Raw genomic sequence first — 22,960 nt, forward strand, 5'->3', positions numbered from 1 at the left:
TGAAATAAACTCATGAATAGAAATGCCTTTTTGGAATTGAATCTGATTTTTAGCCATTTTCATTTACCTCCACACAGACTTATTTTAAGTATACGCCTATGGGAGCTGAATTTAAGTGATAATCAGGTAAATATTTAAATAATGCATCTATTTTCGATTGAGAAACAAACTCTCATAGGTATTTCTTTAGTGCAATAGTTTTAGTTTACAGCATAATGTTATCCGTTTTTGTTTTGTTATTTAACTATATGTATTTAATCATAAAGTTGAATAATGGGTATTTAATTGAGATCTATTTTCAGATTTGTCTTGTTTTTATTATCAACGTTTTGGTGCAATAATTATCTGATTAATCAGAAAAATAACAAAATGTATGGACTTGAAAAATTAATTATCATTGGAAATAACGAGGGCTATATTATTAAATATAGCCCCCGGGTTTTACATATAGATTAGGTATATTATTTAACGTCTATAATACTAAATTTCACTTTGATGTAATAACTGTTTTCACTTTCACGCTTTAGATATAAATTATTAACATTTAGAATACTTGTTTCAAGTTTCCCATTTTCTTCTCTTCCGGCTTTAAAATCTTGGGAATTGCTATTAATAATATTTGCCAGATAGATTCCTATCATGTTTAGATTTATAACCTTTATTGCCAATGAACGGAAACCTTCTGAATCGTTTATTTCTAAAATGACATTTCCATCTGATTTCTCTCCGCTTTTAAAATGTAGGTGTTTGCCTACTGTTATTTCACTGAAATCAAGCAAGTTATTGCTATATACATTGAAGTTGGATAGAGAATGATTATCCAGTACTGTTTGTGTTTGCATTAGTTCAGGGCTATCTTCTTCTCTGCCGGGTAAAAAGATATCATAGTTTTCTTGTTCTAAAGAATCAGCAAAAGTAATAATTTTATCATCTGTTGTTACCACGCCAACCATATATTCGCTATAACTGAGAGTGTTATTACTATTGGTAAATAACATCGATGTCAAAAGGTATTTTATATCCCGTGGTTTATTAAGATATTCATTTATATTAATAGTGGAAATCCCTCGTTTAGTTCTGTTTGAATCCGCAGCTTTAGATTGTGGCAGCGTTTTCAACTGCTTATTTTCCCAATACTTTTCATGTTCGTTGCGATAGCCGCGAGTGACTGCATAAGAACGAGTTGTACTTCTGGGTTTGCCGTTATCCCAAATTTCTCTACACGCTAATACATGAATATTTTCATAATTTTTCTCTTTAATGAATTCAATAAGATCTTTAATACTGACTTTCTTATCAATAGGAACATTTGGGCTAATGCTTATTAAGTCAACTGCCGGTGTGCCATCATTTACCCTTATTACTGTTTTTCTGTTTTCGATTAATGCCAGAACATATTCTTTTTCTTTATCTTTTTCATACCATGAAAATTGATATTCTGCGACTTTTGGCACTGAACTATTTTTTAATTTTGAGGCGCTAATACCTGTTGCATCTTCTGCCCTTAAATTTGTATGTTTTTCTATAATATTACCAATGTTCTTTAACTGCTCAAGTTTCTTTTCAGTAAATAGCGATTTTAATAAATCATAATCTTTATATCTGTTAGGGAATGCTGCCCAGAATTTTTCATAATTTCCGCCAACCGCTGAATGAGGATTTAATTTATTAAACTCATTAACAAATCGTTCAATGAGTGGATCATCTAATCGGTATTCATCTGGCGCCCAAAATATAAGATTCTTATTTTTTGGAAATATAATTGGTCTGGCTGAATTTTCACGACCACCATGAGCGGAAAAAATAGCGGTTTTACTGGTAGCAGGACTTTCGTTCTTATCCCAAGCGGTATAGATATTGAATTTAGAGTTGGATTCATCAACTCCCACAGTATAATTTGAATCACTGTTATCTAATATTTTAAATTTACCGACTTCTCCTTTATCTCTTAGTAGATAAAACGCATCCTGACGAGTATTCCTGGTTGGCGATCTAAAAGATGTTTTAGGTCGATTGGCATTCTCGGTCAAAATCTTTTCTGATGAATTTGTTAATGCTTGAAATTTTCTATGCTTATTAATATAAGCCAGAGCATAAGCTGATCTGGCGACTCTGCCATTTCCGTCACCAAATGGATGAATTTCAATTAAAGTTGAATAGATGAGGAAAGGATCAACGCCGTTAACGCTTTTTGTTCTGGTCAGATAATAAGGGAGAATCGTTTTAGATGATTCCATATGTGGAAATATTTGATCACCGAAACCACGATAATATCTTAAATTAGTACCCGGTTTTAAGCGATAGAGTTCACTGTGCAATTGTATTAATACATTAAAATCACTGATATCTTTGTTAATATATTTGGATAGTACTCTTGTGACATGTTGAACGTTATTAGCGTTTGATGTACTTTTACTGACAATCCAATTGGCTGCTTGATCTAAATGACTGCTTCCTGAAATATCTTCAACATTAATTATTTTTCCTGGCTGTTCTGAAAGGGTTAATTTATCATCAAGGAAATTTGCTATGTCATTAATTCTTTTTCTGTCATTTTTGAAAGCATAGCTTCTTATTGTCACTTCATCTTCAAGCTTCCTGAATGATATTTTATTAATTGGATTTCCTTCATAATCTAATGTGACTGAATCCTTTATCATCTTATTAAGTTTTTCCCAGCCAACAATTTCAGCTAACTCTTTGGCCTCTTGCGTTTTCATCAGATGTGATTGTAAAACTTCTGTCTTTTTCTCAGTATTAAATCTTGACCAATATTTTCGATCAAAAAACCATTTATATCTATTGCGAATGTTTTCTAATCTCCACGGATTAGTGTTTGAACCGGGAATTTTCTTGACACTCTCTCTGGCTAATTGAGAATTTCCTCTATAATTAATGTTTATTTTTTTGATATTGAATTTATTAGTAATGTATCCACCGCTATTTTCAATTAACTTTGCGCCTTTAGCAATTTTTCCACTGATTGCACGATTACTGAAAATTGCATGGAAAGCGGATGAAACAGCAAAATTAACCCAAGCCTCTTGTTGTAATGCGTGACTCTCCTCATTAGTGTTCACAATCGCTGATTGAATAAGTGGTATGATGGTATTGGCCGTAATAGTGGCTAAATAACCTTTGATCGGGCTGATAGGGAGAGTCATTGAGATAGCCTCGAAAAGCTGTCTGATTATATTAAGATAATAATCAGCTATAATTTCACTTTCCGTATAGCTTATCTCATCCATATGTTCTATATATTTATCAAGAAATTCGTCTACTGTTGTTCCTGTGGAACCAGAAAGTTTATTAATTCCTTCATTGATATAATATTTCACATCTTCATTGTTTCTAAATTTATTGATATATCTTTCATAATCACCGGTAACATCGTGCAATTTAATTAAAATATTTTCAATGTCGCTATTTAATAGATATTTTATATCTTTTCCACTATATTCAACTTTATTAAACTCTTTGTGATTGATGTTTCTAATTAAATCATAAACTGTGAAATATTTAGTTATCGGTTTTGGTTGGTTTTTACATACATCAAATTTTCTATTAATCTTAGGCTTGCATTTATCAAGCATTCTCTTTGAAACAATAACAGTAACTCGTTGATCTAAACGAACACGATTACCAGAAATCTCTTTAACTCTATATTCAATATACTGATAAGGTGATAATATTTTTGAAACCGTATCTTCCGCTTTTGCTAATCTTTGAAGTTTTGCAATAATGTTCTGATTAAATTCACCTATTTTATTACCTAAATCATTATCAAGCAGATCTTGCTGCATTTCAAATGTTATCCCTTCAGGGAAAATAACTTTTTGTTTAATATCATCTGATATATTACCTTTCAGTAATCCCAGAATCGAAACTCTGGCAATACTATCTTCAATGGCAAGGCAAGTTTCTATATCAATCTCAGAAGTAAGATTATGTTCCTGACGCCACCCTTCAAAGTAATCAATCAGAACTATGTCATTAAGCTCTTCATTGTTAAAATTAGATTCATGATAATGATTCAATTCTTCTGAATGTTTGGTCTTTAAATATTGCAACGAAGTATAGCCATAAAAATCATAATTATAAGGAATATGATTGGACATGACAGTAATAGAGTCAGCATCAGGTTCAAATTGCCGATTTTTATTAAGATAGATCATCTCCTCATATCTATTTTCTAACTCAAATATTGAATAAGTTTGTTGATGAATATCCGTATGATGAAAGGCCCTGAAATAGCTTGCATAAGGCTCTTGTTCTACTCTTAATCTATGATAATTAAAATCTTTATCGTGGTATATTTCATAAGCTTTGGTAAAGTCTTGTTCAGAGAAAATCGCGACAGGAATATCTGAATGATAACCGCTATAGAATAGTTCACTTATTTGATAATTAAATTTCATTTTATTGGTCTCTCTATTGTTTTATTGATGGTGTTTTTTGCATGATGAGTGTTTTTATTGTGTTTTTTGTTTTTAATATTTCCATCTATTAATTTTATAATGGAAAATATATTAGGGGTAAATAATATATAGATTAATTATCATTGATGTTTTTCCTATTATATCCAAAGACTTTCATATTTTCGGAAGTAATGGTGTCGGCTTCAATTGAAGGCTTATTGAATGGCAACCAACTAGATTTAGTTTTTATATTTTTAATATTAGGGGCTGCGGCTATTGTCTGATAGTGAAGTTGCCATTGTTTTTCCTCTTGGTTAAATTTTAAGAATGCAAAACCATAGGTATTTTCTATAACTTTGCCATCAGCCTCGTGATATCCATAATCGCGGTATTCCATTGCCGTAATCATACCCATTCCGTGATCAATATTCTGGTTATTATATTCAACGTCTTCTTGACCACCTTGTACGTGTCGAACCCGGAGAGTATCTTTATTCATTTTATCGACCACAAATGAACATCCACTGAAGCTTGGGGTAAATACATATTGTGGATTGCGACTGATATCGGGTTGTGCCGGGATATCAACATATCCTCCTTGTGGCGCCCAATACGCTAGAATAGACATGTCTTTATCGGGTATTTCATTTTGCCAGGTATCGACAATTTTTAATGCATTGAATGGCAGAGTTTCATCTGATGGTTTAATTTGTAGTGCCTTGAACACCAGATCTCCGCCTCCTTCTTTGTTATTTAAAATATTTTTTACGCCGTCTGACATTTTTATCTTTTGCGGGTTAATTAAATCGGTAATAATCGGTTGTGAAGTCAGTGCGCTTTCATCTAATATATCAGACATTGTTATGGGGCTGGTGCTATATTGTTTTTGTTTTAAGGGGGAAGGAGTAAAAGGTTGTGCGCCTTCTATATTTCTTTCATTCCCTGTTCTTAATTTTTTATTTAATTGTAAACCCAATCCTAATCCCAATGAACAATTATTCATAGTGTTATGTTCGTCAGAATATATTGAGGGCTTTTCCGTTCTATTTCCTGAGTGGTTAACTTTTTCACTGTATTTGTTGTTTGGCATATTATTACCTGTTTTTTTGGTGAGGGGCTTATTTTATTATCATATGATTGAATAGAAATAAAGTTAAACTCCAGTTAATTTGTCAGAATTTGCTTTGGAAATAATAATGCCGACACCATTTATTTTAATAACAGCACTCTGGCTATTTTGCCATTTTGAAATAATGTCCTTTATTTTCGGTAAATAATTTGAATGAGTAATGCCTGAAATATTAAGGATTATACTTCTATTTTCCTGATTTTCATTATCGATTGTAGCGAATTCAGTAATCAGATTGACTTTATCCAGGGCAAGATAAATATCTTCTGTGCCACCTAAATCGGCGTACAGTTTATCAGTCAGAGCTTGGTTGATTTGTGAATTATTTAGGCTTGGTTTCTGATCCACAGAAGCAGAAATCTGGCTAATGGGTGTAATGTTGTCTTTAATATCTTGCAGTTTCATTGGTACGGTAATTGAATACATTAGAGAGAGGCGGGGGCGATTACCGAGAGCCTGCCAGAAATTACCCAAGCTATTTAAATTTTCCTGTTGGGGAATAATTCGGGTATAGGCGCCGGGAATGCCGGTTAATTGACGGTTGTTAATTAATGCGTTCAGAACACGAGTCATCACTTGCGCCGCTTGATTATTGGGTTGGCTATCCGGACTTGAACTGTCGTTTGATGGTTTACTGGCATCCCAGTAAGTAATTAAATAGTTACAATTGATATTGACCCATCCCGGTAATAATGTGTTGGTTATTGGGTTATAACGTCTTGGTTCGGCAGCGCGTAATTGTAAATCTTCATTGATGTCATAAAGAAATACACTGACTGTCGGTTCCGATTGAATAGAATTAATTTCAGGTAGATCAAAACGGATATCAATTTTATTACCATTGATATTTAGATACTGGGATAAAACAGTATTTAATGCGTTATTTACTTCAATAATCGCATTGTCAGAAGCAATTAGGGTTGTCATATTTATTCCAATTTTGTTGAATTTTTAGAAAACCAGTCGGCCAGTTTTATTTAGTTCGAGTGTAACGGCTCGATTTATATGTTTATTTTCGATTTGGTCACAGTGGTCATTTTTCGCTAACATTGAGGCTAATAGCGCAATATTTCTGATATTAGCCCCGGTTAAATCAGCTCGTTTAGCCAGATGGGTAAAATCAATGGTATCGGATAATTTAATTTGTTCCGGCCAAATGACTTGCCACATTTTCTTACGTAATATTTCATCGGGATAAGCAAAACGGGTAATAAAGGTAAAACGGCGATTAAAAGCACTGTCTAAATGGCTGCGATTATTGGTGGCTAAAATTACTAATCCCGGATAACTTTCCAATCTTTGTAATAAGTAGGAAACTTCAATATTAGCATGTCTGTCTTGAGCATCTTTGGTTTCACTGCGTTTGCCAAATAAAGCATCCGCTTCGTCGAAAAATAGCACGCCGGAATCCGCTTCGGCCAGATCGAAAATCCGGGAGATGTTTTTTTCCGTTTCGCCAATATACTTATTCACCACGGTAGAGAGATCCACTTTAATTAGATCAACGCCAAGATGACCGGCGATCACTTCGGCAGCCATCGTTTTGCCAGTCCCGGATTCTCCATAAAATAGCGCACTAATACCGGTGCCATAACCGATTTTTTCCTGAAAGCCGGTAGCCAGAATTTGGTCGCGGTAATGAATGGCGGCAATAATCTCTTTTAATTGTTGGGTTAATGCATCTGAAATGACTAAATCATTAAGGCTGCGTTTGGGGGTTATTCGTTGCGCTAATTTACCGAAATTCTGTTGAGCACGGAAACTTAATGCCTTACGCAGATCGGTTTCTTCCAATTGACCTTCCGGTTGTCGGAGTATTTGGTATTGATTCGCTTCTATAAGGATTTGCGGTAATGTTTCTGCGGTGAATGAAAAACGTTGGCATAGCTCAGTAATATTTATTTTCTGAGCGATATTATCCGATAAACTTGCTTCCAGCATGGTTTTTTTATCCGCCAGAGTCAGTACCGGCATATTAATTTGCACTATTGGCAGGTGTTTAATCCACACTAATGAATCTTGTGGTTCTGCCAGACAAACTACACGTAATTTTGGCTGATTTAATAAATCGGATAATTCGCTATGTAATATTTTCTTTTCATCTTTGAGCAAAGAAAAATTGCGAATTAATAAACAGGCATCATGTAATCGTGTTTCCCGTACTGCATCTATCAGCAAGTTAGGATTACTTTCCTCCGGCAGTTGAGCTAAGTCTAGAGTTAAGGTATTGATATTATGAAATGCCATAATATTGCTTACCGCTAATTCTCTGGCGCTATCTTGTTTTCCTCTGAGTATTACCAGCGGGCGTAGTTCATCGGTTTTATTTAATAATATTTTTCCAAGTGAACGGTAAAGGGGTTGTGGATACCAACCGTGTGAGGCAGAAGAATGCCAATAAGCACAAGTTGTCAAGGGGGATAAAATAACCCGTTGGCCTGATAAGAAATACCAAATAGTGCTGTGAGTTAGAAATTGAGTTTGTAACCAAATAGGCTCTTCGTGGCTATTAAGCCGTAATAGTTGATGACTGATTAACGGTGTTTGCGGCAGAAGGCTATTTTGGAGTAATTGCCGATCACTTTGGCGTTGGCTAAATAATTCAATTGCTAAGGTAAAGCTCGGCCACTGTTTTTTACTGTTACCGTGCAGAGCAGCAAATAATGCATGATAACGACTATCGAAATGGGGTAATAAACCTAATAATAAAACATCCCGTTCAAATTCAGTAAGCTCAAAACGTTCAACTAATTGTGATAATGCATTGGGGTTTTCTTCGATTTCAGGGAAATTAATAATATCATCTTGTTTAGTGATCCAATGAGGAATGCCTTGTGGCTTTGTCAGACGCTGGTTTAATTCATCTTCGGTAAGGAGAAAACTCTCCGGTAAATAATCGTATTTTTCTCCATTTTGGTAATAGTAATGTTGTAATCGCAGATCAATGCGTTCCAGATGAGGGTAAATCCAGTGTAACTCTGTTGCCATGTAATGGTTGTTTTTGAGTAGAGAGTTCATATAAACCTGTTAAATATTTTGCCAGTCGATTAATAAAGAGCGATCCAACCAGGGAAGTTTGGCGATATTTAATGGCCACGGCCAGTCAGCCAGCAATGCATCAAATGGCTGTTGCTGGATGGTGATTTTGATTTCTTGCTCGTTTGTCAGCAATTCTCCCGGTCGTTGTAAAAATAGTTGGCGGACATCATTACGGCTTAATTTTTTCCAGCCGGGAAGTTGAGCAATAACGGTATCCAACCATTGCTCTGTTATTAATTGTTTCTCTGGTTTAAGTGAGATTGATTCACTGTTTTCATCAGCCGTTAATCCGCACAGAACGTTATTGAATCTCTTACGTTTTGTCGGTGTTTCTTCGGTTCCCCAAATCAGATAGTCAAGGAAATTAACAGCGCTAAATTGGTCTTGGCGATGGATAAATTTTTTCCCTTCAAGTAGGCCAAGTTGATTAAATAATGCGGGTAGCATCGGCCATAGTATTAATATCCCGGCATTATTGACTTGGCGTGGAGAGTTTGATGCTGATAGTATTTTTTGATTTTCTGTGATCACCTTCTGATTTACCAGAGGTTGATGTTGCTGAATATCTGAAAAATTAATGTTATTTGTGGTTGATTTTTTACCGGGTGTATTTTTATCTATATGATTTGGCATAAAGCATTCCAATAAATATTGATATTCTTCAACCGACAGATATTTTTGGCAAAGCCGTGAAACAGAAACGGTTTGCCAGAGTTGTTTTAGCCAATTATTTAATGGAGTATTTTGATTAATAACCTGGCGAAATAATTTAATAACAGATGTGGCATTAAATACACCGTTATTAAGTTCAGTGGTAATCCGTGAAATGATTTTAGCATCGGGTTTAGCTATTTCCTGAATATTATGCCGCTGTAGATATTCCAGTGCATTGAGTATCAGTTGTGCGGAGGAGACAAGCTCCTCCTGATATTGTGGTTTGTTTACTTTTTCGGATAATCTACGATTAATGGCAATTAATAAAGCGGGTTGTTTGATAGCCAAAAGTCGTTGTATGCCGTGTTCAGATAAGCAGCTTTTTGCCAATAGCAATATCCATTTTCTCTCTATCTGTGTTAATTGATGAATAAGTTTATTAATCTGAATGTCTTTATTGTGCGTTATTATCTCCATTGTATTGGGTTGGGAATCTTGTTGATATAAAGAGTGAATGAAATTCTCCGCGTCAATTAAATTATTATCGTAGAATGCGGAAGAGTTATCGGTGAATTCATTAAATGTTGGCTTGTTCAGTAGAATTTCTTCCTGATGGTTATTTATCTGATATTGGCTAAGTGCTTTATTCAAATCAACCTTGAGGCGAGCAGGGAATAATAAATTAAAATCATGGAAATTTATCTCACCAAGATTAAGGGTTAATGTCTCTAAAGAGATATCCTGATGAATGTTATATTCATCAAAGTATGAGTTGAGTAGTTTATTTATGCTGGCCTGATTAAGCATGGAGCCATGCAATACTTTTTTAGCTACCTGTTGATTATTAGCTGCAATAGTAATGGTAATCCGATTTAACAGATTTGGCTCCGAAGTCATATTGATATTTCCTTGGTAATTAGCAGATAATAGGTAATTTAATTTTGTATTTGTAGAATATAATTAAAGTTTCATAATAAAGGCTAATAAGTAATAAGGCGGAATTACATCAACTCTATGATCATGTGAAGGGGATGAGGCTGTTGCTTGGTGGTTATGTCCTTGTCCTCCGCCTGTTTCTGATGTGTATGCGTAATACGGGCTACTATCTTTAGTCATTACTTCAGAATCAATATGATTCCTTATTTCGTCTGTTTCTCCGTTCCCTGTTGAATAAGTATATCTTATTCCAGTACCATACCGATAAGCCATACCTCCAATATGATTATGACTAGGTATTTGTGATTCTGTTAATCTTGTATTTTGCACATTAACAGTGACAGAAATTTGAGTTTGTTGTGTATCTTTGTCATATGATTTTTCATTACCGTATCCCTTAGCTGAATGATAGCTATTTCCTTTATCAGAAAAACCATCTCCACACATCACAAAACGATTTTTTAAATTTGGCGTTCCGTTATTACCATCACAAAAAGCCCATCCAGTAGGAGCACTATCACCAGAAAACATTACAATCATTCCTCTGGGGAGTATTTTAGTGGGATCAATACTGACACCGTTTGAATTAACTGTAATACCATTGCCAGCTTTAACTGAAACACCACTACCATCAACAGTAATACCATTACTAGCCTTGACAGCCACATAATTGTAACCTACATCAATGCCATTACCATGGCAAATTGATATTCCATTGTCTCTGTCAATCAGGCCATTACCCATATTTACAGATAAAACATCATTTTTTGGTTCTAATATTAATGGAGAATAGGCATTGTTGATAGGTTTTCCCATTTTTAAACTGACACCTTTATCGTCTACCTTAATACCTTCACCAGCTTTAACTTTTACCCCTTCATTAACTATTTCAATACCGTGATGATTATCGACTTCAAGCTTGTCGTTGTTAATTCTCAATCCTCTGCCGGTATTGACTGCTAATCCGTTATTATCAACTGACAGGCTTTTATTCTTGATTTTTACACTTAATCCATCTTTATCTGTCTTTAAACCGCCGTTGTCGTTAAGTTTTACCGCTAGTGCGCCGTCATTATCCAGTTTCAGCGCTGAATTTGGATTATCCATCTGACCGGGTGCTTTGCCAACAGCTCGACGACCCATATCAGCAATATTAATCAGATCGGCATAATCGGTTTGTAATGGAATACTGCCTTCTTTAAAGCGTCTTTTTAAATCATCTGCTGATGGGCCATTTGATTTGATATTTTCCATATTAGATTTTTTTTCCATCTTTATCATCCTATATTGTATGGTATTAAATTATTGACATTTAAATATTTTGTAGATTTTTCTGTATAATTAAACAGGAAAAGATATTTAATCTTAAAGTAAGTTTTTTGTTGTGCTATATTAATTTGTTTTTATATTGGATAAATTAATTTCTATTTTTGCTATTATCTTTAATAATAATTGCATTAAGTTTAGCCATGCCTCCGGTATAAGGAACATATAATAATTGATCACTTTTTATGACTGATTCATTCCATTTATCTCCAGACTCACCAATGACCTCGGTACGCTGCTGTTTAGTGGCAATTCGCATATTGCCAATACCGGTTGCATCAGAAGGCAGGCGTCCCAAGGTTAAGGTCTCTAAAATATGGTATGCCTCGTCTCCTAAAGGGGCGTCATTGTTTTGCCAGCGTTTATAGGTGCTGGCAAAATCTTTAAAATGTTCCGGTGATAACCAGTGAATAATCATTGAAATATGTGCGGGGAATTCAGCTAATATTTCTGTTTTCACCCAAGATTCCAACTTATAAGGATCAACTTTGTCATTTTCAATTAACTGACGATTTACTACCACGCTAACTACAAATGAAAAGCGATCGGCCAAAGCATATTTTTCGCTGGAGAAATACCAACGATAACGCCATGCTTCGGCCTCTTTTGGAAAGTTTTTATTCCGTGAGTCTTGGTTGCGTTTAATTAATATCTTACCTTGAATACGATTAAATTTAACTACCCGTGCTTTGAGTTCATATTCGGGTGGTTCAGTGAGAACGGTACGAGCTGATATTTTTGAGGCTGGCCCAGATGGGGTAATCACATATTTCAGGGTGATTTCATCATTTTCTTCAATCATAGCAGGGAAGGGGCTTTGAGCACTGGAAGTAATCCAACGTTGATCTTCGGTAGCATTTTTATATGTCTCATCGGCATAAACCAATTGATAATCCATATCTTCCAGCCATACTGGGCTATTTTGCCAGCGCAGATTACCATCATTAAATTTCTGTCTTATTCTGTCCAGATTGCGTTCCAAATCGCTGCTGTTACGTGTACTAAGGGAAAAGGTATCTCCTGTTACTTCGGTGATCATTTGGCTCCGTAATATAAATTCTCTATCATCTTCAATAATAATCAGATTAATTACCTGACCTTGTAATAACTGACCTGCAATACCTTGCTGTGTGATGATGAGTTGATGATTTTTAGAGCCTGAATTCTCTTCAATTATCTTTAGATCGTCAGGTTTTTGTTTATCGTCGAATTTGGTATCGGGTCTTATCGGCAAAAGTTGACGGTGTTCAATTAAATAAAAAGGCAGGCCATCCAGATTAGGTGTTTTACTGAAACATTCCCCACCTAAACCCAAGCGGGCGGCAATTCTTTTTTGTAGCGCCGACACTTGATCAATCCGAATATTATTACGTTGATAGGTCAGTTCCGGTTGTTGAGCCAGATAGCCGCGCTGAGTAGACAAAAAGTCTTTGAAACCCAGTAGTGAGTTTGATGTAAGTGGTCTGGCGGCAAGTTGAGCACCAAAATAGCCCAACAGATAATTCAGAATTGTCGCCTCTTTTATATAGTTTGGCTTCTGAATATGGTTATCAATATAGATTTGTGAATCGAGGCTTAGTTTTGCGGTTAAATCAGGAATGACTTGTTGGTGAACACGATGGCTGACTGTACCCGTTTTAAAAGGCCATTGCACACCGTGTACTGTTTCTCCCCGTTGTTTAAAGGCTAATAGTTTTGGTAAAAGGGCGAGTTCGGCACAGCCGTTAGCCAGCATTTGTTCAAAAGGGAGCATAAATTGGTGCAACTGTATTTGCTGTTGGTTGCTGGCATAGGTCTGCAATCCATAGCAAGCGGGTAATTTATTGCTTACCGGATAGTAATCCAGAACTTTACGATATTTACCCCAATGCAGTAATTCAGGTTGTGTATTAATCAGTGGTTCTGCAATAAGCTGCTTCTCTACATCATATCTGGTAACGCCAATTTTAACGCCCCCTTTGGCGGTAATGGTAAGCGGGCTGTTTGTTGAGGTAATTAATGCCAATGGATCGCTACCCCATAATCTGGGGTAATATCCTTGGGCGATTCTCCAGGACCAATTATCATCCGACAATGGCGTAATAGTTTTGTCGTGATGAGCTAATGCCAACCGGGTTATACTTTGCACACCTTTAATAGCCAATAATCGGTTAACCAGACGACTTAGATTTAATACCGTAGCGCTGGTGTAATTTTTGGCTTGAGGCAAGGTCGGTATCCAACCGTGATGTAAATAAGGGCCGGAAAATATCTCTTCATGATTGTAACCCTGATCTTTCATGGCCTGAGTGGTATAACGTTTGGGTTTTGCCAGCACCATCTGTTCCGCCGTCATATAAACTTGGGCGAAGATATCAGGAAGATCAATGACGTTATCTTCAAGTTCAATATCAATCTGCAAGGGGAGATCGGTAGGTTGCAGCCAGATAATATTGCTGATGAATTCCCCCAGATTACGGTTATCTTTTAGGAAAGTTTTCAGCCTCTCCTCAGCCAGTGTTTTATTAGTTTCAGTTTCCCGACCAGGCAGTAAATAGAGCCAATAATTTCCTCTCAGAGCTAATTGGCTATCTGATCCGGAGTTTTTAAAGCTATATTCACGTTTTTCTTTGTTATACCAATATTCATAGCGTTCGTTTTCAGGTTCACGAATTAATTGGACATCATTAAAGAAAAAATAACTTTCGTTTGTTTCATTAACCGTGTCGCTGCTATGTAAATCTAATAAAGCCCGGCGATAATCTTCCGCAGTGATCGGGCCGCAGGTTAGCGTTTGTTGTGGGCCAAATTCTTGGGGAAAAATACCGTCGCCGGGTGTTTGGTCCTCTGGTCTTGGCGTTAGAAGGTCTCTCAGCGGTAATGTGTGGCGATAGGCCAGATCGGAAGCGCCATAACAACAGGCTTCCAATAAGGTGATGCCGGGATCGTTTTCACTGGTATTGCTCCAGCATTGGCCGGATTGTTGCTCAATCACCGTTTTGGCCTGAGCAAGTAGGGCATCGAAGGTAATATCGTCTTTGACGATGGGAAACAGGGCATCCTGATGACTCATTGGTTAACTCCTTGGTTTGAGGGACGCTGTTCTGACCAGACTAAAATCAGCACTTCATTATCGGCAGCCTCGATACTTTTACCCACGGCGCCCGCGACTCGGTTAGCGATGGTTAGGCTTAAATCGGTGACGCGTTCCACCAGAGGAGATTGCTGGATGGTGGCTAACAACTGGTAGTAATCAATGCGATTACCGACTGTCACGCCGATAGCGGCATTTTCTCCCCACGGCATATATTTTCGGCTTAATTGCTGTTGTAGCTGGTGATATCCGTAGTCAGGGTTAACGCCTGCGATAAAGGTCACTTGGTAGTTCACATTAACGTCAATGTAGGTGGGATTGTTGATTTCAATCGTTGCCCAAGGGCTGCTGAGTTGTTTGATCCATTCGACCATCTCCGCCAGCCGAGCGGGGTTTAACGTTGGACGCAGCGCATCATCGTTATCTTTGTAACGGCTGTCAGGGATCACAATCAGTTGTTGTTTTTCCGGCGCCGGGATTTTGGTTAATTCACCGGCAGACGGGTATTTGACATCAAACAGGCTGACAAATTGCTCTTTTAATAAGGTGACAATGTTGCCCCAACTCAGCGCTCGGTTACGGTGAGATAACCGAGCCGGGAGCCGTGTCAGGAAGGCTTGTTCTGTTTCTTTCGGCTGACCATTCCAAGAGGCCCAAGGTTGAGTGACGCCACTGATTGCAGGGGATGCATTGACCGGTTGTTTAATGCTGTCGGCGGCTAATCCGTTGATAAAGTGATCCTGTTCAACGGTGTCTGCGTTGACTAATGTCGCCGTGGCGGCGTTATACAACAAGCCCTTAATACGTGGATAATCTTGAGGATCGGTCTGATGAGTTATCTCGGCTTTCAGCCAGTAACGTCCCGTCGGCATCAAAGCCGCCTGATTTGCAGCATCCTTTGGCAATAAGGTGCGCCAGATACCCCGGTCAGACAAGTTATGAGTTTGATCGTGAACCAGTTGATTGATTGGCTGCCAGATATTTTTCTGGTTTAGATAAGACCAAGATAAATTAAGTGCTTTAACACCTTCTGACTGCCAGTATAAAGATAAAGTTTGTCCCGGTAATACATTGGTAAAGCCTAAGTAGAATGTGTCATGGGTTAATGACGATATATTTGCTTCGCCCCAATTTAGGTGGTCAGATTGAACTTCAAGATCATTGGATGTCTCGCTAAAAAGTTGAATACCGTTTTTGGGGAATTCAATGTTGTCTGAGTCGCTTAATAGTATTGCTGATTTCCAGACATTATCAACTTTCCGATACCAACGCAGATCGGTTAACTTTCCCTGATTCGCCAATAAATCCGTATCAGATGCATAGTGTAACGGATTACCGGTATTGTCTTGCCCCGCATCAAACAGTGTTCCCTTGGCTACCAGAAATTCTGGGTTGTCAGTATTCAGAGTAATTTCGATAGCAACTTTATCCGCTTGCGCTTTTTTGGGTTTTAGTCCCAATAATTCCCGGTAATAAAGATTGCGATGCCGGGCCGGAAAGGTATTTAATAATCGATTAGTTGTTTCTAATAGCTTTAAAAAAGCCAAGATAAATGCTTGATGTGCCGGTAAAAGGCCATCTGCTTTATTTGCATTTTGGTAAATATTCGCCAATTGTTGCGGATTATTTTCTTGAATAAAGTAAAAACTATCCCAGAACTGTTTTTTCTCTTGATCGAAAGGGATTTCTTTTGCGTAATCTTTAAGCCAATTTAATATATCCAGCGTACTTCTTTCATCAAGTTTAAATGCAGTATCCGGCACGATAGCAGAGAGTTTATTTTCTAATTCGGCTTGTCCCATATTTTTATTACCTGTTATTTAGAATAAAGTTGAAGAGGTTATTTATCCGGCAGTGACCACATATTGGCTGGCAATAAAACGGCCTTTGCCCATACTGGGGGCTGTCACATCCGGGCCGCTCGATGGATTATTGGCCGGTTGTGACGGGGTAAAACGGGCGATAAATTGTTGCCCGACCACAATTACCGTGGCAGGGCTACGGCAGAAGTTTACCAGCTGGCTGGCATCCAATTGAGCAATAGTGACCATTCCCATGCCGGGGACCGGGTGGCTCGGGGTAATATATTGCGCCTGAAACTGGACCTTTTTTTCATCACCTACTATGACGATTTTTTTGCCTTGGATTTGCGCGTGTCCGCTACCGCGGATGGTCGCTGGCCCCAAAATGGTGGCTTGCCGATTGCCAAATAAGGGTTCGAACAGCAAAGTGTCGCCATCCACCACCAGTTGCTTGCTCATAGACTCACCTGTACTCGGCCTTCATTAACTTCAAGGGCGCCTTCAATCTGCTGGCTGATTTCGCTGCCTCGCAGGGTGTAAGTGACCTGAATATGCAGGGTGTTAGGCACGTCTGTTCTTTGGTTTACTTGGATCTCGTTGATATCGGCGCGGGGTTCATAACGTAATACCCGTTCTTCAATCCGAGTCTGAATTTCTGCCATTATTTCGTCACGGATATTGGCGAACAGATAATCACTCAGGCCGCAACCATAATTTTCACGCATAATCCGTTCGCCGGGTTCGGTAAGAAAAAGAATTTTCATATTTTGGCGAACGTTTTCTGCTCCTTCCGCCATTGTGACGCCGGTTGCTATTTCAGGGTGCGCGCTATATTTATACGTACTATATTTATACGTACGATCTTTAATAGAAAAATCTTTAATAGAAAATTGCAGCGGGAAGGCCCAACCCCGACCATAAATGTCGGCTAATACTTTTTCGGTTAATGCTGTTTCGGTTAATGCTTTATTGGCTAATGCTTTGTTTGTCATCTCATTACCTTACTATTGGGTTAAGTTAATCTTCGCGCCTTTAATATCAACCCCAGATTTCCCGGAAGCGGATAGCGATTTTTCGGCCGCTATTTTAATTTCTTGAGCATGGGTAATAAGATTCTTAGCAGAATTAAGCGTGATATCTTTATCCTGTTGCAAAGATAAGGTATTTTTTCCGCTATTTAATGCGAGGGTATTCTCTTTATTATCGAAGATTAATGCCTGTTGATTTTCCCCTTGTTTAATCACTAAGGTTTTCATTTGATTTTTTTCACTCGGTTCTAATGGTGCTTTGTTTTTCGGGTTATGCATCGAGCCTAATATCACCGGGAAGCGAGGATCACATTCAAAGAAGCCGATAATCACCTCATCTCCTGGTTCCGGGTAAAAGCAGAAGCCGCTTTCATGACTGGCGTAAGGTTTACCCAAACGGGCAAACAGAGTGCCGTTGGTTAAGTTTAACGCCGGTATGTTGACCGGAATACGGCCTAGTGACTGGCTATCTCGCTGATATTTTTCCACGATCCCGACGTGTAGCTCTTTCGCAGGTGGTATAGCTTGCTCGGTTTCCGGTAATAGCCCCAGAGTTAGCCGAGTGCGCCAGCCGTGCCGTTGATTGATGGCGTGACTGACGCCGGTGATAATCGCTTGACCATCCATCCCTTGACCAAAGCCGCTTAACGCCAGAACATCACCGGCTTGATAACGGTTATCGCCTTCGACCTCAAAATTCCCAGAGACGTTATGACTGCGGCGGTTATTCAGAATGCCTTGAGCAAGCTGTTTGGCTTGTTCATTGTCCAACGGGTAGCTGAAAACCCATTGCCATTCTTGGCTGGTTAATGATGTCAGGTTGTCTATGGCGAGTTGATTGTGACCAAGGCCGCTGTTTTTTACCTGATGGGCTGGAGACAGTTTTTGTTGAGCGACATCCCAAGATTGCACACTCACGGTTTTGGGGCTGCGTTGGTTATCCCATTGCAGATTAGCCTCAAATAACACGATATCCTGATGGTTGGCTCGCTGGTGGATGGTATGTATAGTTGACCGATTCAGTGATTCCGGGACGACTAGCGTCACGCTGTCGTTGCCGGGCAGCAGCCAGATATGAGTCGCGAATAGCCGATTTTTTAGAAAAGCCCAGTCATTACAGCGAAACTGTACCATTTGCTCATGCACCGTTTTAAGCTGAGGCGCTGGTTTTATGGTGACAGGAATACCCGCTTGGCTGAACAACTTCTTGATAATCGCCTCATCATTTTGTTTGTTGAACAGTTGCGAGTGGAAGTTGTGAGTTAATTTTTGCAATGGATGCTTGGCGATCAGAGTAATAATGCTGTCCTGACCTTTCAGCCCTAATGTTTGCCGAACGATGATCCCCTTAAACACTACAGTTTTTTCTATCTGCACGCTAAGTTGATGATTGGGGCGGCAACTTGCCAGTTCAGCTTGCGCTTTGGCATCAAAGATATGACTGGCATCACCGGCGATCCCCAGCGTGATGTTGGCCGAGGGGATGCCATTAATATGATGGTTTACTGTCAGGCTGATAACCGTAAAGTGGTTAAGCGTTTTACCGCCTATCTCGAGCGTTATCGCGGGTATCTTCATGCATCCCCCTTGGCTTGCAGGGTTTGTCCGGGGGTGAAATCGTCAAGATTATCCAGTCCGTTTTGCCAAGCCAGCGAGAGATAATCAATCCCGCCTGCCAGAGAAGCTCCGGCGCCTAAGGCGATCAACGGCAGGGAGAGCATATCCGTTACGTTAACCGCAGTAGCCGGGGGTGATTTTAATTGCTGCTCGGTAGCTTGAATCACAAAGCTTTCATCTGCCGCCAGAGATAGGGTAGCGCTGGCCCGCAATGGCGTGGCGTCCCGGTCAAATAGGGTGTAACTGATGCTAAGGCCGCTAGCGCGGCAAGCAAAATAGCCTTTGTTCTCCCAACGCATTTTGCCCCATTTGATTTTCAGGAAGTGGGGAACGTGAGTACTGGCATCCACGGCACACAAGGTTTTCAAAGTTGCCAGTTGGGTTTCTATCGGGGTGTTGTTGCCGGGCATGGCGGCATCAAATAACAGAACTAATGACAGGCCAGCCGGTTGGGATAACACATAGCGGCAGCTTTGGCTGGTACTGTTAATGCTTTCATCTTGTTGATAACGGGTTTGATAATCAAGCTGGATGGCATCGGGGTTATACATTGCCTGTAAACTGCCTACCGAGATTTTCCCTTCCCGATCCTTGAAAGCGGTGAGAGTGAGTTTGGACAGGCTGCGTTCAATTAAGCTCATAATGACCTCCTGCTTCACGTAATGCGTCTAATACTTCCCGTTTCACTATCTCAATCAGACGGGCATTATCTAGCGTTTCCTGCGCTAGTGTGCGCGGAGCTAGCGAGTGACTGGCTGAATCGGTCACTTTGGCCTGAATAATCAGCTCTTTAATTTCGACGGTCATGCTTTCACTCCTAACCAGCGCATATCTTGATAACGTAACTCCAGCGCATTCACTAAAACCGTATTGCTATTGGCATCAAGGTCGCCGGTGGACCAACGAACCGGCAGGGCATTACTTAATGTCCAGCTCGCTACGGGAATTGAATGTTCATTCAGTAGCATGATGACCACATCGGCATACACGGCTTTCTCGCCGCGCAGGACGCGATCAAACACCCAAGTCAGCGGCGTGACGGTCATAACGCCACGTTCTAGAACCAAATTGCCGTGCTGGATCTTCTCCGCTAGCCAAACGTTTCTGGCATTTTCTCCGCCCTGACTGTGTTGAGTGGTTTGCAATTCACGGCTAAGTCCCGATATACGTTGGAAAGCAATGTCGAGTGGGCTAGGGATATTGTTAAACAGAAAACTGGCGATAAAACGGTGTGACACCGACGGGGTGGGTAAATTGTTCATATTTTGCCCCTGCTTAATGGGTGAGTCCGGTACGGGTATCAAATGTCAGATTCAACTCGATAAATTCCGCTGGAATGAGCAGCGCTAGTTTGATCTTGATGATCATTTTCCCGGCTCGCAGATCCGCTTCGTTCATCGATTCGTCAACTCCCAGTAATGCCTCGAAAGCTTGATCTTCCTGAGTACCTCGCAGTCCTCCATTTAGCCATAACTGGCGTAACCAGTTGTAAGCCTGACCTTTAAACTTCATCCAAGTGATGGCGTTATTCGGTTCAAAGACAAAGGCCCGGCCCAGTTGAGTCATATGGGCTTCGATATAGGAAACCAGACGGCGAGTCTGGATATAGCGCCAAGGGGAGTCGGGGGTACAGTCCAGCGTGCGGCATCCCCAGATCTTTATCCCTTTGCCGGGGAAGCTGCGAACCAGATTCAACGAAGTACCGTTCTGATTAAACAGGTCATCGGCTTCAATATGAGAGCGTATTGGGCTTATTACTTTGGCTAACGCGACGTTCGCGGGTGCGTGCCAGACAGCCATGTGGTTATCGTTACGCTGGATAACGGCGGCCACTGCGGCGGTCGGTGAAAGTACAATCGGTTGACCTTGTTCCTGATAGGCGCTTTTTAGTCGCGGCCAGTATACCGCGCCCCATTGCCGATCACTGGAAGAGAGCTGCGTTAAACATTCAGCGGCCAGTGCGGGATCATCGGGGGCATCCAGCAATCCCATGATTCCGCGTCGGCACCGGCAGAGGTTAAGTACTGATTGCCAAAATTGTAGCCAGAGCTGAATCTTGTCGTATTGGTCGATTTCTGAATCGGGAGCATCCATCTGGTTCAGATAGACAATATCGGGGACCGCAATCAGCGTGATAGCACTTTGTGCCGAAATCGCTTGTTTAACCCAATCTTGCTGTAGGGTGGTGGTCAATGATTGAAAATTGTCTTGTGGTTTATCAGAACCTAGCGACAGTACATAAGCTTGCTGGCCTCCGTTGTCAAAAAAGTGGCGCACGGAGTAGTACATTAATCCTGTTTTTTTAAATGACCGAGTAAAATCGGCCAGACTATTTAACTTGGCGGCGGTTTTATCACTGACATGGCTATTTTCAGTCGGTTGAGTATAGCCGATAAAAACCGGGATACCGACAAATGCCTCGTCTTGTTGCTGGGATATCAGGTTCTCCGTGATGGCGACGCCGGGCTGTGTTATTTCCATTCTCGGTTCCTCAATAGAACAGGCGCGGGGAACCGCGCCTCAGTACGGTTACTGTGTTACATTTTGCGAAAATTGCAGGATGATAAATTCAGCCGGACGAACCGCCGCCATGCCAACCTTAACCACCATTTTGCCTTGTTTAATATCGTCATCGGACATGGTGAGACCTTGACCAATTTGGACAAAATAGGCTTCCTGCGGGCTATTACCGGCCAGCGCTCCTTGTTGCCAGAGTTGATGGAGATAGTTGTCAATAGCTGACCGAACCCGTTTCCAAGTGGGCTGACTGTTGGGTTCAAAAACGGCAAATCGCATTGCTTGTTTGATATCCCGTTCTGCCGCATTAAAGAGACGCCGAACCGGGATGTAGCGCCAGTTGTCATCATCTTGCAGAGTACGCGCGCCCCAGACGACAAATCCTTTGTTGCTGAAATAACGGATAGCATTGATGCCTTTTTGATTCATAGTGCTTTGTTCATTGTCGCTGAGTCGATCCGCGACATCGCTAATTCCGCTGAGAACAACGTTAGCAGGTGCTTTCCAGACGCCCCGACGGGCATCGGTAGCACAATAGACACCGGCCATCACTGCACTGGCGGGAATGAGTTTTTTGTTATCTGCAATTTTTTGTTTTATTGCCTCGATAACTTGCTTGTAGAGTTTTGGGTTTTGCTTTTTGAGTTCCGCCAGATGGGTAACTTTTTCATCCTGATAACCTGAAATCGCGATGCTATTCTCCTCTACCTGAATAAGTTGTGAGACTTTAACTGCGGGATAATAAGTCGCGGTTTGTGATTGCAGGCTCACATTGGGTGTGGTTTCTTTATCCTGATTATCAGCGATAAGGAAATAGCCCTCATTTAATAATGAAGATGTCAGACTGTTATATATTTTGCTCTGGTAATTAGAATCTTGTTCAGGGCAGACGATTAAGGTAATTTCTAAAGCCTGCTTAATTAACTCAGGAATTAATGCCAGCGTGTGAGAATCTTCTGAATCAGGAATTGGCAGGATATAACAAGGTCCGCCGCCATTTTGGAAATAAAGTTTTAAAGCATCACTGCTTGTTGTGTAGGTGACGGTAGTTACATCGTAAGAGTCACTGTTATTTTTATCGTTTGTATCAAGCGTAATATTTTGGGCGGCAAAATTTTTTACATTATCTTTGGCTTTTGCATTGCCTTCGTTTTTCTCAGGATGGGAAGGAGCAGGTGGTGGAGTAGGTTTCGTTAATTTGACTGCTACCGACGTAATACAGCCCACATGAAACTGATTAGTAAAATCCAACCAGCTACTCACGCGCGTCACTTGTGGCGTTGCGCTGATTTTTTTCGGTGAGAAACGACCGATAAAAACCGGGATTGCCGTGTTCCCTTGGCTAACGGAGAGAGCCAGTGAGGCATCTTCTTCAATATAGACGCCGGGATAAGTTGGTATTGTTGACATATTGCCTCCGA

Annotated in this window: 16 protein-coding genes; all 16 read right to left on the minus strand. The window is 40.0% G+C overall.

Features of this window, described 5'->3' with window-relative positions; genetic code table 11:
* Positions 1–461: 461 nt before the first annotated feature.
* The 16 genes from EAE92_RS00005 to EAE92_RS00080 all read right to left on the minus strand — a co-directional run bounded on the left by EAE92_RS00005 (position 462) and on the right by EAE92_RS00080 (position 22,949).
* Positions 462–4,418: a putative adhesin gene (locus tag EAE92_RS00005; protein ID WP_214066585.1), complete on the minus strand. Its 3,957-nt coding sequence runs from the start codon at positions 4,416–4,418 to the stop codon at positions 462–464.
* A gap of 133 nt (positions 4,419–4,551) precedes the next feature.
* Positions 4,552–5,508 (minus strand): hypothetical protein, encoded by a 957-nt coding sequence (locus EAE92_RS00010; RefSeq protein ID WP_214066586.1) that lies wholly within the window; start codon positions 5,506–5,508, stop codon positions 4,552–4,554.
* A gap of 63 nt (positions 5,509–5,571) precedes the next feature.
* Positions 5,572–6,474, minus strand: coding sequence for a Pvc16 family protein (locus EAE92_RS00015; RefSeq protein ID WP_214066587.1), 903 nt, complete (start codon positions 6,472–6,474; stop codon positions 5,572–5,574).
* Between the two features lie 24 nt (positions 6,475–6,498).
* A complete protein-coding gene (locus tag EAE92_RS00020; protein WP_214066588.1) occupies positions 6,499–8,565 on the minus strand; it encodes an ATP-binding protein in 2,067 nt (688 codons plus the stop codon).
* 9 nt (positions 8,566–8,574) lie between these two features.
* Positions 8,575–10,137 carry a contractile injection system tape measure protein gene (locus EAE92_RS00025; RefSeq protein ID WP_214066589.1) on the minus strand — a complete coding sequence of 521 codons (1,563 nt, stop codon included), beginning with the start codon at positions 10,135–10,137 and terminating at the stop codon, positions 8,575–8,577.
* Positions 10,138–10,200: 63 nt separating this feature from the next.
* On the minus strand, positions 10,201–11,448 hold the full coding sequence (locus EAE92_RS00030; protein ID WP_214066590.1) for a tail fiber protein: 1,248 nt from the start codon (positions 11,446–11,448) through the stop codon (positions 10,201–10,203).
* Positions 11,449–11,593: 145 nt separating this feature from the next.
* The gene (locus EAE92_RS00035) at positions 11,594–14,554 is read right to left on the minus strand and encodes a hypothetical protein (protein WP_214066591.1); all 2,961 of its coding nucleotides are present in this window, start codon (positions 14,552–14,554) and stop codon (positions 11,594–11,596) included.
* On the minus strand, positions 14,551–16,377 hold the full coding sequence (locus EAE92_RS00040) for a hypothetical protein (protein WP_214066592.1): 1,827 nt from the start codon (positions 16,375–16,377) through the stop codon (positions 14,551–14,553). The genes EAE92_RS00035 and EAE92_RS00040 overlap by 4 nt, the downstream gene beginning before the upstream one ends.
* Positions 16,378–16,419: 42 nt before the next feature.
* Positions 16,420–16,836: a hypothetical protein gene (locus EAE92_RS00045; protein ID WP_214066593.1), complete on the minus strand. Its 417-nt coding sequence runs from the start codon at positions 16,834–16,836 to the stop codon at positions 16,420–16,422.
* Positions 16,833–17,369 (minus strand): GPW/gp25 family protein, encoded by a 537-nt coding sequence (locus EAE92_RS00050; protein WP_214066594.1) that lies wholly within the window; start codon positions 17,367–17,369, stop codon positions 16,833–16,835. The genes EAE92_RS00045 and EAE92_RS00050 overlap by 4 nt, the downstream gene beginning before the upstream one ends.
* 12 nt (positions 17,370–17,381) lie before the next feature.
* On the minus strand, positions 17,382–18,983 hold the full coding sequence (locus EAE92_RS00055; RefSeq protein WP_214066595.1) for a phage baseplate assembly protein V: 1,602 nt from the start codon (positions 18,981–18,983) through the stop codon (positions 17,382–17,384).
* The gene (locus EAE92_RS00060; protein ID WP_214066596.1) at positions 18,980–19,663 is read right to left on the minus strand and encodes a CIS tube protein; all 684 of its coding nucleotides are present in this window, start codon (positions 19,661–19,663) and stop codon (positions 18,980–18,982) included. Before EAE92_RS00060 ends, EAE92_RS00055 begins: the two co-directional genes overlap by 4 nt.
* Complete coding sequence (locus tag EAE92_RS00065) at positions 19,650–19,829, minus strand: DUF5908 family protein (RefSeq protein ID WP_214066597.1); 180 nt, start codon at positions 19,827–19,829, stop codon at positions 19,650–19,652. The genes EAE92_RS00060 and EAE92_RS00065 overlap by 14 nt, the downstream gene beginning before the upstream one ends.
* Entirely contained in the window at positions 19,826–20,284 is a 459-nt protein-coding gene (locus EAE92_RS00070) for a phage tail protein (protein ID WP_214066598.1), read from the minus strand. The genes EAE92_RS00065 and EAE92_RS00070 overlap by 4 nt, the downstream gene beginning before the upstream one ends.
* 13 nt (positions 20,285–20,297) lie before the next feature.
* Positions 20,298–21,503: a phage tail sheath family protein gene (locus EAE92_RS00075; RefSeq protein WP_214066599.1), complete on the minus strand. Its 1,206-nt coding sequence runs from the start codon at positions 21,501–21,503 to the stop codon at positions 20,298–20,300.
* A 48-nt stretch (positions 21,504–21,551) separates the two neighbouring features.
* Complete coding sequence (locus EAE92_RS00080) at positions 21,552–22,949, minus strand: phage tail sheath family protein (protein ID WP_214066600.1); 1,398 nt, start codon at positions 22,947–22,949, stop codon at positions 21,552–21,554.
* Between the last annotated feature and the right edge of the window lie 11 nt (positions 22,950–22,960).

It is taken from the genome of Photorhabdus hainanensis (assembly GCF_018448965.1).
Lineage (GTDB): Bacteria > Pseudomonadota > Gammaproteobacteria > Enterobacterales > Enterobacteriaceae > Photorhabdus > Photorhabdus akhurstii.

Bases quoted from the DNA above. Each gene is read 5' to 3' on its own strand.
- EAE92_RS00005 (WP_214066585.1), bottom strand. From the start codon at position 4,418: ATGAAATTTAATTATCAAATAAGTGAACTATTCTATAGCGGTTATCAT.
- EAE92_RS00010 (WP_214066586.1), bottom strand. From the start codon at position 5,508: ATGCCAAACAACAAATACAGTGAAAAAGTTAACCACTCAGGAAATAGA.
- EAE92_RS00015 (WP_214066587.1), bottom strand. From the start codon at position 6,474: ATGACAACCCTAATTGCTTCTGACAATGCGATTATTGAAGTAAATAAC.
- EAE92_RS00020 (WP_214066588.1), bottom strand. From the start codon at position 8,565: ATGAACTCTCTACTCAAAAACAACCATTACATGGCAACAGAGTTACAC.
- EAE92_RS00025 (WP_214066589.1), bottom strand. From the start codon at position 10,137: ATGACTTCGGAGCCAAATCTGTTAAATCGGATTACCATTACTATTGCA.
- EAE92_RS00030 (WP_214066590.1), bottom strand. From the start codon at position 11,448: ATGGAAAAAAAATCTAATATGGAAAATATCAAATCAAATGGCCCATCA.
- EAE92_RS00035 (WP_214066591.1), bottom strand. From the start codon at position 14,554: ATGAGTCATCAGGATGCCCTGTTTCCCATCGTCAAAGACGATATTACC.
- EAE92_RS00040 (WP_214066592.1), bottom strand. From the start codon at position 16,377: ATGGGACAAGCCGAATTAGAAAATAAACTCTCTGCTATCGTGCCGGAT.
- EAE92_RS00045 (WP_214066593.1), bottom strand. From the start codon at position 16,836: ATGAGCAAGCAACTGGTGGTGGATGGCGACACTTTGCTGTTCGAACCC.
- EAE92_RS00050 (WP_214066594.1), bottom strand. From the start codon at position 17,369: ATGACAAACAAAGCATTAGCCAATAAAGCATTAACCGAAACAGCATTA.
- EAE92_RS00055 (WP_214066595.1), bottom strand. From the start codon at position 18,983: ATGAAGATACCCGCGATAACGCTCGAGATAGGCGGTAAAACGCTTAAC.
- EAE92_RS00060 (WP_214066596.1), bottom strand. From the start codon at position 19,663: ATGAGCTTAATTGAACGCAGCCTGTCCAAACTCACTCTCACCGCTTTC.
- EAE92_RS00065 (WP_214066597.1), bottom strand. From the start codon at position 19,829: ATGACCGTCGAAATTAAAGAGCTGATTATTCAGGCCAAAGTGACCGAT.
- EAE92_RS00070 (WP_214066598.1), bottom strand. From the start codon at position 20,284: ATGAACAATTTACCCACCCCGTCGGTGTCACACCGTTTTATCGCCAGT.
- EAE92_RS00075 (WP_214066599.1), bottom strand. From the start codon at position 21,503: ATGGAAATAACACAGCCCGGCGTCGCCATCACGGAGAACCTGATATCC.
- EAE92_RS00080 (WP_214066600.1), bottom strand. From the start codon at position 22,949: ATGTCAACAATACCAACTTATCCCGGCGTCTATATTGAAGAAGATGCC.